Annotated in this window: 8 protein-coding genes; 6 read left to right on the top strand and 2 right to left on the bottom strand. The window is 46.4% G+C overall.

Features of this window, described 5'->3' with window-relative positions; translation table 11 throughout:
* Positions 1 to 167 precede the first annotated feature (167 nt).
* Positions 168 to 2,765, bottom strand: a complete 2,598-nt coding sequence (locus tag AB4329_RS14070; protein WP_372138581.1) for a molybdopterin oxidoreductase family protein — start codon at positions 2,763 to 2,765, stop codon at positions 168 to 170.
* Between the two features lie 473 nt (positions 2,766 to 3,238).
* Between AB4329_RS14070 and nirB the strand changes: the two genes are divergently transcribed.
* The 4 genes from nirB to AB4329_RS14050 all read left to right on the top strand — a co-directional run bounded on the left by nirB (position 3,239) and on the right by AB4329_RS14050 (position 9,813).
* The gene (nirB, locus tag AB4329_RS14065; RefSeq protein WP_372138580.1) at positions 3,239 to 5,821 is read left to right on the top strand and encodes a nitrite reductase large subunit NirB; all 2,583 of its coding nucleotides are present in this window, start codon (positions 3,239 to 3,241) and stop codon (positions 5,819 to 5,821) included.
* Positions 5,822 to 5,897: 76 nt separating this feature from the next.
* Complete coding sequence (gene nirD / locus AB4329_RS14060) at positions 5,898 to 6,242, top strand: nitrite reductase small subunit NirD (protein ID WP_136977923.1); 345 nt, start codon at positions 5,898 to 5,900, stop codon at positions 6,240 to 6,242.
* 143 nt (positions 6,243 to 6,385) lie between these two features.
* Positions 6,386 to 7,855 carry a NarK family nitrate/nitrite MFS transporter gene (locus AB4329_RS14055; protein WP_017060867.1) on the top strand — a complete coding sequence of 490 codons (1,470 nt, stop codon included), beginning with the start codon at positions 6,386 to 6,388 and terminating at the stop codon, positions 7,853 to 7,855.
* 167 nt (positions 7,856 to 8,022) lie between these two features.
* Positions 8,023 to 9,813, top strand: a complete 1,791-nt coding sequence (locus AB4329_RS14050) for a protein kinase domain-containing protein (protein WP_372138579.1) — start codon at positions 8,023 to 8,025, stop codon at positions 9,811 to 9,813.
* Positions 9,814 to 9,863: 50 nt separating this feature from the next.
* Here the strand turns inward: AB4329_RS14050 and cra are convergent, their stop codons facing one another.
* Positions 9,864 to 10,868, bottom strand: coding sequence for a catabolite repressor/activator (cra, locus tag AB4329_RS14045; RefSeq protein ID WP_102428344.1), 1,005 nt, complete (start codon positions 10,866 to 10,868; stop codon positions 9,864 to 9,866).
* Positions 10,869 to 11,241: 373 nt separating this feature from the next.
* Here cra and fruB point away from each other — a divergent pair, with 373 nt between their 5' ends.
* Together fruB and pfkB are read left to right on the top strand one after the other, a co-directional pair.
* Positions 11,242 to 12,375, top strand: a complete 1,134-nt coding sequence (gene fruB, locus AB4329_RS14040) for a fused PTS fructose transporter subunit IIA/HPr protein (protein WP_050633085.1) — start codon at positions 11,242 to 11,244, stop codon at positions 12,373 to 12,375.
* A gap of 9 nt (positions 12,376 to 12,384) precedes the next feature.
* Positions 12,385 to 13,362 carry a 1-phosphofructokinase gene (gene pfkB, locus AB4329_RS14035; protein ID WP_017090852.1) on the top strand — a complete coding sequence of 326 codons (978 nt, stop codon included), beginning with the start codon at positions 12,385 to 12,387 and terminating at the stop codon, positions 13,360 to 13,362.
* Positions 13,363 to 13,371: the final 9 nt, after the last annotated feature.

Here is a 13,371-nt window from a genome sequence, read left to right as displayed (position 1 = left end):
AGAAATTTTCCATATAGTTTCTGCAAAATGCAGAAAACTCCCTAATGTGTGAGTAAACCGCAATTCAGGCTATGAAGGTTGTATCTTGGAAGTTGTATTCTCAAACAAAAACGCCGACATGATTGTCGGCGTTTACGCTGTAGGTATGGATAAGTAAGAGGAAGTAACTACTTCGCCATAGTACTCAAAAACTCGGCTTCGAACTCTTCATCGGCTTCTCGGGTTAGGCATTCCACCAGCCAATCGATGCTTTGATGGTCGAGCTTACTGTTCACCACGAAGGCTTGCTTTACACCAGAAAGACCCAGCTTGGCAGAGCCGTAGTTCTTGAATGATTTATTGCCGTGGTAATGGAGTGATTTGATCGCTTCTGCGTTAGGTTCTGGCAAGGCATCGAGGGTATTAGCAAGCTGAATAACCAGCTCCATAGGGTTCTTAGATGATGAGATGCGATACAGAAAACCGCCCTCCACTCTTTGGCGAACCCAGTAATCAAAGCCACTGCAGTCCATCACTTTGTCGCTGACCAGTGCGGCTTCACTACGATAACCACACGGCTCTACGACAACAGGTGTGTGTTTGAATTCTGGCTGGCCTGATGCAGCATCGGTATGAGGCAAGATCAAGTCACATGGTTTACTGTCTTTGGCGGTCGGTGCGTTCCAGTGAATCGGCATGAAGACTTGTTCACGGCGCATCTCTTTGGTCACCACTAAGCGGGCTTGGCACTCCCCTTGTGCGCTGCGCACTTTCACCACTGGATTAATAGTGGCGTGGTTGAAAGCATCTAGCCCAAACTCATCCAAGTTCAGTTCTGAAACGGTATCTGGGTGCATCGCAACAAAAGGCTCAGGGGTATGCTCACCTAAACCTACCGCCAAGCCTGTGCGGCTCATGGTGTGCCATTGGTCTCGGATTCGCCCTGTGTTCATGATAAGTGGGAATTCAAGGCTGGTATCGGCAATCGGTTTGTCGTGCTCAACTGCAATAAACTGCGCTTTGCCTGATTCGGTAAAGAACTTACCATTGGTGAACATGCGCTGTTCGATGATCTCAGGTTGATACTCAAGTACTGGCCATTGCTGTGGAGTGAGTTCGCCATAGCCTTTTTCATCCAGTTTGGTTAATCCAATTAAGCACAAATCACGCGCTTTGCCCGTTTCATTGCCGAGCGCTGTCATCTCGCAATACTCTTTGAAGATCTCACCTTCGTGACGGAACTCAAATTGCTCTTTGAATCCCATTTTTTGTGCGACTTCTTTTAGAATCCACCAATCGGGTTTGGCTTCCCCTGGGCTTGGTAACACGCGGCGCTGGCGTGAAATTCGGCGTTCAGAGTTAGTCACGGTGCCCGACTTTTCGCTCCACCCTTGTGCGGGCAGCACCACATCGGCCAAGCGAGTGGTTTCAGTGTCGGCAATACAATCAGACACCACCACAAACGGGCACTTCTCTAATGCGGCTTTGATCTTTTCGCTGTCAGGCAGGCTCACAACTGGGTTAGTTGCCATGATCCACACCGCTTTGATTTTGCCTTCATTCATGGCATCAAACAGGTCAATCGCTTTTAAACCCGCATGTGTGGCTAAGCTGTCGGTTTGCCAAAACTCGCTGACGGTTTGGTGTGATTGCGGATCACCAAATTCAAAATGCGCCGCTAAGGTATTAGCTAAACCGCCCACCTCTCGCCCGCCCATTGCATTCGGCTGACCTGTTACGGAGAATGGCCCCATACCCGGCTTGCCAATTTTCCCGGTGGCTAAATGGCAGTTAATAATCGCATTCACCTTGTCACACCCTTGTGTCGATTGGTTCACGCCTTGGGAGTAAATGGTTAGCACCTTCTCGTTCGATGCAAACAAACTGTAGAACTGTTTCAGCTGCTGCTCTGTTAACCCTGTGAGCTCAGGAACGCTTTTGTCGCCCCAGCCTGATTCGGTATAACCTGACTCTGTATAACGGTAGTGAGTCGCAGATCGAATCGATTCAGTAAAGCCTTGAGTGTGGTTTTCTATATAGTCTGAATCTAGCTTGTCGTTATCGTCGAGATAGCCCAATAAACCATTGAACAATGCGACGTCTGAGCCTGATTCCAATGCCAAGTGAATGTCTGCGATTTCACAGGTATCGGTATAACGCGGGTCGATGACGATAACTTTCAATGCAGGGTTGGCTTGTTTCGCGGCTCTTAATCTTTGGAAAAGTACCGGGTGACACCATGCTAAGTTGGAACCTGTAATCACGACGAGTTCGGCTTGCTCGAGATCTTCGTAGCACACCGGTACTGTGTCTGCGCCAAATGCTCGCTTATGCCCGACCACGGTTGAAGCCATACACAACCTAGAGTTACTGTCGATGTTGCCACTACCAATGAAGCCTTTCATCAGTTTATTGGCAACATAATAGTCTTCGGTAAGCAGCTGACCAGATACATAGAACGCAACCGAATCGGCCCCAAATTCTTCGATGGTTTGATTGAATTTGTCTGCGACCAACTGAGTGGCACTGTTCCAATCTAGCTCTTGTTTTTGCTCATTCTGAATATGAGCAGGCTGTGTAAGACGACCTAAAGGCGTGACGGTGTCGCCGAGCGCAATCCCTTTAGTGCATAGCTTTCCATAGTTTGATGGATGATCTTTATCACCACGCACTTCTAGTTTTCCTAACGATGTCGGTCTCGCTTCTATTCCACACCCTACACCACAATAAGCACAGGTCGATTTTATCCAGCCGCTGTTTGAATCGGTCATCCGTTTCTCACTCAATTATCCATAATTGTAATAACTAAAAATAAGCAAATAACACGCCACTTAATAGCAGCTGATGAATAGCAAATAATTTCATCTAAAAACAACAACTTAATAAAAACATAAATATCAACAACGAACCAAACAGAACTTAACCAAGATAGAAACTTAATTTTTGCACCATCTTGCAGAAAGTTGCACCACAAACGCTCATTTATATAAATATAACAAAAATTTTACATACCACTTTAGGGGTAATTACGTGCCACCTGCAATTTTTAAATCACTGAAATATATATATTAAATTTTATTTAAATGAACAAATCGCAATCTGGCATCCTCCTTGCTCAACTAAAAACCAAGAGTTGGAAAAAACATTTTTTGTTTTTCTTGATGATTATGAATTGAGTGGAATCTCAACCCGGTATTCATCTGCTAACTACTAGAAATTAGATGCTAGTGATGATAATGCCGAGAATAAGGAATGGATTATGAGCAAGAAGAAAATCGTCGTTGTTGGTAACGGCATGGTTGGACACAAATTTATCGACAACATCCTGCAATCAGACAGTGATGAATTTGATGTGATTACTTTTAGTGAAGAGCCAAGGTTAGCGTACGACCGTGTTCAGCTAACGGCTTACTTTAATGGTAAAAGTGCTGATGACCTGTCATTGACCAGTGAAGAGTATTACCAAAGCAACGGCGTGAACTACTTGTTGAACCAGAAGGTTGCCAAGCTAGACACTGCCAATCAACAAGTCATCACTGAAAGTGGTCACGTTGAAAGTTACGACAAGCTAATCTTGGCGACGGGCTCTTTCCCTTTTGTTCCCCCTATTCCCGGTAACGATCAAGAACACTGTCACGTTTATCGGACTATTGAAGACTTAGACGCAATTGAACTATCAAGCAAAGGTAGCAAATCTGGCGTGGTGATTGGTGGTGGTCTGCTTGGCTTAGAGGCCGCAAACGCAGTCAAAAACCTTGGCTTAGAAACCCATGTGGTTGAATTTGCGCCTCGCCTGATGGCGGTTCAATTAGATGACGGTGGCGGTGCCCTATTACGCAGAAAAATTGAAGACCTTGGTGTGCAAGTTCATACCGAGAAAGCGACCTCTGAAATAGTCGACGGAGAAAACGCTCGCTACCGTATGAACTTTGCAGACGGCACCCACCTTGAAACCGATATGATCGTGTTCTCTGCGGGTATTCGCCCTCAAGATGCCTTAGCTCGCAGCTCTGATATCGCCATTGGTGAACGTGGCGGCATTGTGATTAACGATCACTGCCAAACCAACATCGACAACGTGTATGCGATTGGTGAATGTGCCCTTTGGGACAACAAGATCTTCGGCTTAGTCGCCCCTGGCTATTCAATGGCGAAAATCGCGGCTGCGCATATTGTCTCTGACGGTACTGACGACGCTGCATTCACTGGCGCAGACATGAGCACCAAGCTCAAACTGCTTGGCGTCGATGTTGCCAGTATTGGTGAAGTGCACGGCAAGACGGAAGGCGCTCAATCGTATACTTATAACGATGAAATTGAACAAGTTTATAAACGCTTGATCATCTCGGCTGACGGCACGAAAATTGTCGGTGCCGTATTGGTCGGTGATGCAGAAGCCTACGGTTCGCTACTGCAAATCAAGCAAAATGATATGCCCCTTCCTGAAAACCCATCAGTGCTAATTTTACCTAACGTGGCCGATGATTCTGGCTCTGCAATGGGTGTTGAAGCTCTGCCTGATAGCGCTGTGATCTGTTCATGTTTTGATGTGACCAAAGGCGATATTAAAGAGGCCGTTTCAGCTGGCTGCACCACGATGGCTGCATTGAAAGAAACCACGAATGCTTCAACAGGTTGTGGCGGTTGTTCTGCCCTTGCGAAACAGGTTCTCGATAGCGAGCTAAGTAACCTAGGTGTGGAAGTCTCTAACGATATCTGTGAGCACTTTGCTTATTCTCGCCAAGAGCTTACCGACATCATTCGCGTCAACAAAATCAAGACCTTCGACGAGCTGTTAGATTCTCACGGCAACGGATTGGGCTGTACTGTGTGTAAACCGGCTGTCGGTTCGATTCTGGCTTCGTACTGGAACGATTACATCCTTGAAGATCAACATATCGAGCTGCAAGACACCAATGACATCTACCTTGGCAACATGCAAAAAGACGGCACTTACTCGGTAGTTCCGCGTATTGCTGGCGGTGAAATCACTCCAGATAAATTGATTGTTTTAGGCGAAGTCGCTAAAGAGTTCGACCTGTACACCAAAATCACGGGCGGTCAGCGTGTCGACTTGTTTGGCGCACAGCTTAACGAACTGCCTATCATCTGGAAAAAGCTGATTGATGCAGGTTTTGAAACGGGCCACGCCTACGGTAAATCGGTTCGTACCGTGAAATCTTGTGTCGGTAGCACTTGGTGTCGATACGGTGTCGACGACAGTGTTGGCTTAGCGATTCGACTTGAGAACCGCTACAAAGGCCTGCGTTCACCACACAAGATCAAGTTTGCGGTTTCTGGCTGTACTCGTGAATGTGCAGAAGCCCAATCAAAAGATTTTGGCATTATCGCCACCGACAAAGGTTGGAACCTCTACATCTGTGGTAACGGCGGTATGCGCCCTCGCCATGGTGACCTTTTCGCTACCGACCTTGATGAAACCACACTCATTAAATACATCGACCGCGTTTTGATGTTCTACACACGTACCGCAGACCGCTTACAGCGTACATCGGTATGGATGGAGAACCTTGAAGGCGGCATCGAATACCTCAAGCAAGTCGTGATTGAAGACAAGCTCAACGTAGCTGAAGAACTCGAAGCGGACATCGCACTCAACATCGAGAAGTACCAGTGTGAATGGAAAACCACCATTGAAAACCCTGAGAGGATGAAGCGCTTCCAGCACTACATCAACAGTGAAGAAATGGACACTAGCCTCTCTTTCATCAAAGAGCGAGAGCAGCGTTTTCCTAAGCCGAGCTTGAGTGATGCTTCGAATTCAAAACGCGATGAAAAGCTCGCTAAAGCAGACCAAATCGAAGTGACTGAGGTTTCATAAATTTCATCAAGTTCATCAGGTTCATCAGGTTCATCAATAAAAAAATAAAAACTCAATTTTAGACTAGGAGAAAGTCATGGAAAATTGGACAACCGTATGCAGCACTAGCGATCTAACCCCAAACGGGGGAATTTGCGCCAAAGTAGACGATAACCAAGTGGCTATTTTTTACTGCAAGCGCAGCGACACGCTTTATGGGCTCTCTAATTACGACCCTATCGGCAAGGCGAATGTGATGTCACGTGGTATAATTGGTTCATTAAGCGGAGAACCTTACGTGGCCTCACCCTTATACAAGCAGCATTACCACTTAGAAACTGGCGAATGTCTTGAACAGCCTGAGCTCAAGCTCGTGAAATTTGAAGTTCGCAAACAAGGAGAACAAGTTCAAGTTCTCGCACCACTTACTATCGCCAGTTAACTAAACCGCCGACACCATCATGCAAACGCTTATTAGCGTGCGCAATTTCGGCACAGGGTTTATGCACATTAAAAGCGTTCTAAGTGCGGAAGTAACGCAGGTGCACAAACCGGGTAATTTTCCAGATTTAAAGGATTTAAACCATGGATAACACTAAATTTTCGCTGCTTTCATTTACGGGTAAGATGAAGGTCTTACACCTAAGCTGGATGGCCTTTTTCATTACCTTTGTTGTGTGGTTCAACTTTGCCCCACTACTGCAAATGGTAAAAACTACGCTTGGTCTTTCTACTGAAGAGATCAAAACCCTCCTGATCCTCAACGTTGCATTGACCATTCCGGCACGTGTCGCAATAGGCATGCTAACCGATAGATACGGCCCAAGGTTGGTTTACTCTTCGCTACTCGCGGTCTGTTCTATCCCTTGTTTCATGTTTGCTCTGGCAGACTCTTTCATTCAAGCAGCAATCGCTCGTTTTCTACTGGGCTTCATTGGTGCAGGTTTCGTTGTCGGTATTCGTCTTGTGTCTGAATGGTTCCCACACAACGAACTGGGTACTGCAGAAGGTATTTACGGCGGCTGGGGTAACTTCGGTTCAGCAGCAGCGGCGTTCACACTTCCAACTCTCGCTCTAGCGTTTGGTGGTGAAGACGGCTGGCGTTATGCGGTCGGTATTACCGGCGTAATGAGCTTAGCGTTCTCGTTTATCTTCTACAAAAACGTGTCAGATACACCAAAAGGTTCGACTTACTTCAAGCCTGCTCAAGTAACAGCAATGGAAGTGACATCAAAGGGTGACTTTTTCTTCCTACTTATTATGAAGATCCCTATGTATGCCGCTTTAGCGCTACTGACTTGGAAGCTATCACCAAGCAACATCAACATGTTGTCTGACATGGCGGTTTACTCTGTGTATGCAGGTTTAGCTGCACTTTACGTGTACGAAGTGTCGCAAGTTTGGAAAGTAAACAAGAATGTATTTAAAGAAGAAGTGCCTGAGATTCACCAGTACAAGTTCAAGCAAGTAGCGGTACTTAACGTATTGTACTTCGCAACATTTGGTTCTGAACTGGCTGTGGTTTCTATGCTGCCACTGTTCTTCTCTGAAACCTTTGAATTAACACCGGTTCTTGCAGGTATGGTTGCATCGGCTTATGCCTTTATGAACCTAATGTCTCGCCCAGGTGGTGGTTGGATTTCAGATAAATTCGGTCGTAAACCAACACTGCTTATTCTAACGATTGGTCTTGCTGTGGGTTACTTCGCAATGGGTCAAGTCGACAGCACATGGCCTGTATGGCTAGCGGTTGTTGCGGCGATGGCGTGTTCTTTCTTCGTGCAAGCGGGTGAAGGTGCGGTATTCGCAACGGTTCCTCTAATCAAGCGTCGTATGACAGGTCAAATTGCAGGTATGACGGGCGCTTACGGTAACGTGGGTGCAGTAGTTTACCTAACTGTGTTGTCATTCGTGAGCTACCAAACCTTCTTCTTAGTGATTGCTGCAACAGCGGTACTTGGCTTTGTGACTCTACTGTTCATGGAAGAGCCTAACGGTCAAATCGCCGAAGTAAACGACGATGGCAGTGTCACGCTGATTAATGTTTCAAGCTAGGTCTGTACTATGAAGCATTGATATTATTGAATCGGGAGAAGCACCTTAGCGGATACATCAATGCTAGGTGCTTCGTTCAAAGGCTCTAAGTTCACTAGGGCTTTTGTTCTTCCTAGGATGTTCTGTCAAGGAAGCGGGAAGAAGAACAGTTAAGAAGAAGATCAGTTATGACAATTTCATTCAGCCAAGGGCAAGTCGTCACGCCAGAATCCAACAACCAGTTAACGCTTAAGTTTGGTGGTTATTCGAATAAAGGCATACGTGATGAAAATCAAGACGCCATCATTGTAAAGCACCCCAAAACTCGTACTGAGCAAGAGTTTAAAGGCAGTGTTGCCTGTATTGCAGACGGGGCAAGTTGCAGTGAATACGGCCAGAAAGCCAGTCACACCAGCGTGATGCAGTTTATCGACGACTATTACGCAACTCCCCAAAGCTGGAGCATTCAACGTTCGGCGCAAAAGGTCTTAACGTCCCTCAATTCTTGGCTCTTCAACACGTCTGTTTCTAATATTCATCCCGCACAACAAGTGAACCACAATGCCCTCGTTTCGACGTTCAGCAGCGTGATATTAAAATCGAACACCGCACATATCTTCCACGTGGGCGACAGTCGCATTTACTTACTAAGAGATGGAGAATTACGCCAGCTAACGCGCGATCACACCCGTAAAAATATGGGGCAAAAGCATTATCTAACACGCGCCTTGGGCATGGACAACCAACTCAACGTTGACTATCAAACCCTTCCTATCAAGAAAAACGACTGCTTTATCCTGACATCTGACGGCGTGCACGAGTTTGTCTCTCCCAACACTTTCAAGGAACACATCGACAAACCCGGAGCGGATTTCGAATACGCAGCACAAAGCATCTGTAACACCGCTTTAAGCCACAATAGCTCAGACAACGTGAGCTGCTTGATTGTGCAAGTCAGCCATCTGCCAAAACCTTCGCTGATTGAATTCCATGAAAAGTTGGCTAAACGTGCTATCCCACCCGCTTTAAAGCTCGGCCAAAGTATCGACAACTTCATGGTGCTTGAGGTGTTGTATGCAGGATCTAGAAGCCATGTGTATCGTGTGATGCAGAAAGAGACACAGACCGAGTTCGTGCTGAAAGTCCCTTCTGTTCAATATCACGATAGCCCTTCTCAACTCAGAGCTTTCTTTAATGAACAATGGGCGGGGATCTTGCTGAAAAATAAGAGAGTAATGAAGGTTTACCCGACGCCAGAGAACTCGCAATTCTTATATCAAATCTGCGAATGGGTAGAAGGTATCACCCTAAGACAATGGATGTACGACAATCCAAAGCCGTCACTCAATGAAGTGCGCGACATACTAGAAAAAATCACACAAGGCATTCGAGTATTACAACGTGCAGACATGGTGCACCGAGACTTAAAACCGGAAAACATCATGATTCAACGTGATGGTGAGGTAAAAATCATCGACCTTGGTGCGGTGTTAGTGAGAGGCCTTGAAGAGGGAGAGCTCACCGACAAAGACGACACACCATTAGGCGCGGTCAATTACATAGCGCCAGAGACCATCAAGCACAACACGGCCACCACCAGTTCGGATTTGTTCTCTATCGCTGTGATCGGCTATGAGATGCTAACCGGTGCATTGCCCTACTCTGAAATGACTGCCCAATCGCTTAAACAATCTCGCCACCATCAATGGGAATACCAACCCATAACTCAGAAACGAGCGGACTTACCAAGTTGGGTGGATTTAGTGTTACAAAAAGCCTGCGCGGAATCGCCAAGCGAACGTCATCAAGTGTTAGGGGATTTTGTGGCAGACCTTTACACACCAAACCAAAGCTTGGTGAAAAGCAAAGCCAAGCAACCTTTGATAAACCGAAACCCGATCCAGTTTTGGAAAGTGTTGGCCTTGTTGCTCGGCATTGTTGCCATTGTGGAAATGGGCTTATTGCTGAGTTCAAATTAATTACAGGTTCGAGTTAAACGCGAGGCTTCTAGCTAACTGTAAAATTCGAGCTAGCCTCGTTTTACTAAGCTTCTTGGCACTAGCTCAATGCCAGCTTGGTAACGTTTCGCTGACGCGTTCAAAGCCAAAGCAAAAGCACTATCGGCAATCACTTCGAATTGTTGTGGCAGTGAATGGACTTTAAAAGGTAAGAAATCCAATAAACGGTTATCACCAAAGGTTGCCAGCTTTACTTGGCTGATCAGTTCTGGCTTTTCGACCATCACATCCAACACACCTTCTAACAAGGTGTAAGACATAGTGACAATCGCATCGGGCACCGTGCCTTTGGCAATCCAACCCTCAAAAATCTCACGTCCTGATTCTCGGTCAAAGTGCTCGCCATAACCGACAACCATCGGCTTGTTGTCTGTTAGCCTTGTTTGTTGAGTATGTGCTTTATTCGCCGCTTCAAAACCCAACTGACGTTCACGTGAAATGTTCAGATCAGGCAGTGCACCAATCAAACCAACACTATGAATGCTGTCATCAAGAATCGAGTGCGTCAGTTCAAATGCCGCTTCGAAGTCTTCACTGATCACGCAGGCAAAGTGCTCATCATCTAAAGGACGATCTATCGCGATGACTGGCGTGCCTGAGTTTTGCAGTTTCAAGTAGAACTCATTGGCGTCTGGCATTGAGCTCGCCACCAGCAAGGCATCGATACGACGGCTAACAAGCGCTTCCGCAACTTTACGTTCGGTTTCAGCGTCATCATCTGAACAGCCAATCAAAATCTGATAGCCCACTTTACGTGAGTTCTGCTCTATCAGTTTTGCTAAACGCGCATAACTGCTGTTTTCCAGATCAGGAATAATCAAACCAAATGAACGGCTATTACCAGCACGCAGCGACGAAGCAGCATGGTCTGGTCGGTAGTTATACTCTTCCACAACCGCCATGACTTTCTGCTGAGTCTTTTCACTGATTCTGTATTTCTGCGCCTTGCCGTTGATGACATAACTGGCCGTGGTTTTCGATACTCCAGCCAATTTAGCAATTTCATCAAGTGTCATATGGGTGACCTGTATTTTGTGCGTAGGATCATATAACCAATGATCTGATCCTCGGATTAGTTGAATTATATGCTGAATCGATTCAGTATAAAAGCTGAAAGGATTCAGCAAAATCTGAAAAGTGACTTCAATCATCCTTTTGTATGGATTGAGCGTCATTTGTTGTGATTCAACTTCTCGTTATTAACGAAACTGAAATTACGACACGCAGCAAAACTATTTTGAAAACCAAAATCGGCTTTGCTGAATTTTTTTACACTGAATGCTGAACCGATTCAGCAAGCATAAGACAAAGAGTTAAGCTCCATAAACCTTGCTCTAGACTGAATCGTAGCGATACACAAATTCTCAAGCGATACGCTAAAGAGGCACCATGCTTAAATTATCAAAATCTGACATCACTCTAGGCCAAACTGCCGAAGACAAATTCAAAGCAATCCAGAACATTGCTGGCGACCTGACAGCTAAAGGTTTAGTTGACTCTGGTTACGTTGAAGGAATGCTGAACCGTGAAAACCAGAACTCTACGTTCCTAGGTAACGGCATCGCGATTCCTCACGGAACGACGGATACTCGTGGCCTAGTGAAAGAGACAGGCGTTGCAGTACACCACTTCCCTGAAGGTATTGATTGGGCAGACGGCAACCGTGTTTACGTTGCGATTGGTATTGCAGCTAAATCAGACGAGCACTTAGGCATTCTTAAGCAGCTGACCAAAGTTCTGGCGGCTGACGGTGTTGAAGATAAATTAAAGCAAGCGAAATCAGAAGACGAAATCATCGCCCTACTTAACGGTGAAGTTCAGCTAGAAGCCGACCTAGACGCTTCTTTGGTTCAACTACTGTTCCCTGCGAGCGACATGATTCAAATGTCTGCAGTTGCGGGCGGCCTACTTAAAAACACAGGTTGCACAGACAACGCATTCGTTGCTGACCTAGTAACAAAAACACCGACTCACCTAGGCCAAGGCCTGTGGTTGTTGGGCAGCGATAAAGGCGTAACACGCACTGGCGTATCTTTCGTTTCAACAGCGAACCATTGTGAATACGAAGGCACACCAGTGAAAGCATTGGTAGCATTCGCAGCTTGCAACAGCGCACACCAATCTATTCTAGCAAACCTAAGCAAGATGGTTTTCGAAGGTAAACAGCAACAACTGTTAACCGCTGACGCAGCGCAAGTGATTGGCCTTCTAAAAGGTGAAGCGGTTTCTACAGCTTCTCAAGACGATGACAACTGCGCAGTATTCAAAATCAAAAACGCACACGGCCTGCACGCTCGTCCGGGTGCAATGCTAGTCGCTGAAGCGAAGAAATTCGAATCAACAATCCGCGTGTCAAACCTAGATGGCGACGGAAAAGAAGTGAACGCGAAGAGCTTGATGAAAGTGATCGCTCTTGGCGTTAAACACGGCCACCAGCTTCAGTTTGTTGCTGAAGGTGATGACGCAGCACAAGCACTTGAATCGATTGGCAAAGCTATCGCTTCAGGCCTTGGCGAAGGTTAAGGAGTCGATATGTCTGATAAACAAATCAAAGCCGTTACTGTAACGCTTAACCCTGCTCTAGACCTGACAGGCGCTATCGACGCACTAAATGTAGGTTCAGTTAGCCTAGTAAACAAAGGCTCTCTGCATGCAGCGGGTAAAGGCGTAAACGTCGCAAAAGTTCTTTCAGAGCTTGGCGCGAAAGTGACCGTAACAGGTTTCCTTGGTCGCAATAACGAAGAAGCGTTCTGCCAACTGTTTGAACAGATGGGCGCAACTGACCGCTTCATCCGTGTTGATGGCGCAACTCGCATCAACGTAAAACTGGTTGAAAACTCAGGCCAAGTAAGCGACATCAACTTCCCAGGTGTTCCTGTTGATGCTGACGCGATTAAAGCGTTCGAAGAAACCCTATTAGAACTTGCTGAAACGCACGATTACTTCGTGATTGCAGGCAGCTTGCCACAAGGTATCTCTCCTGAGCTTTGCGCTTCTTGGGTTCAACGCTTACACGATTTAGGTAAGAAGGTTCTATTTGATAGCAGCCGTGACGCACTTAAAGCCGGTATCAATGCACAACCATGGTTGATCAAACCAAACGATGAAGAGCTGTCTCAGCTGTTCAATGCAGAGCTGACAACTCGTGACCAATGCCAACACGCGGGCCAAGCCCTAAGTGAAAAAGGCATCGAGAACATCGTGGTATCACTTGGCGCTGAAGGCGTGATGTGGCTTAACCAAGGTGAATGGTTACATGCTCAACCACCGCGCATGCAAGTAGTAAGCACGGTAGGCGCAGGTGACACATTGGTTGCTGGTCTATGTTGGGGTCACATGCAACAGATGCCAAAACCAGAACTTATTAAATTCGCAACCGCCCTATCTGCTCTAGCAGTTTCACAGGTAGGCGTGGGCATCACCAGCCAACAAGAGCTGGATTCAGTACTACAAAATATCCAATTACAGTCGCTTAGTGCTCCAACTAGCCAGTTAGACACAAGCAAATAGGACAAAAGG

The sequence above is a fragment of the Vibrio sp. 10N.261.54.A5 genome, from assembly GCF_041471145.1.
Taxonomy (GTDB): domain Bacteria; phylum Pseudomonadota; class Gammaproteobacteria; order Enterobacterales; family Vibrionaceae; genus Vibrio; species Vibrio crassostreae_C.
Note: the sequence above shows the minus strand (reverse complement) of the source record. Positions and strands in the feature narration are given on the sequence as shown.

Excerpts from the sequence above, each read along its gene's own strand:
- nirB (WP_372138580.1), top strand. The coding sequence starts at position 3,239 with ATGAGCAAGAAGAAAATCGTCGTTGTTGGTAACGGCATGGTTGGACAC.
- nirD (WP_136977923.1), top strand. The coding sequence starts at position 5,898 with ATGGAAAATTGGACAACCGTATGCAGCACTAGCGATCTAACCCCAAAC.
- AB4329_RS14055 (WP_017060867.1), top strand. The coding sequence starts at position 6,386 with ATGGATAACACTAAATTTTCGCTGCTTTCATTTACGGGTAAGATGAAG.
- AB4329_RS14050 (WP_372138579.1), top strand. The coding sequence starts at position 8,023 with ATGACAATTTCATTCAGCCAAGGGCAAGTCGTCACGCCAGAATCCAAC.
- cra (WP_102428344.1), bottom strand. The coding sequence starts at position 10,868 with ATGACACTTGATGAAATTGCTAAATTGGCTGGAGTATCGAAAACCACG.
- fruB (WP_050633085.1), top strand. The coding sequence starts at position 11,242 with ATGCTTAAATTATCAAAATCTGACATCACTCTAGGCCAAACTGCCGAA.
- pfkB (WP_017090852.1), top strand. The coding sequence starts at position 12,385 with ATGTCTGATAAACAAATCAAAGCCGTTACTGTAACGCTTAACCCTGCT.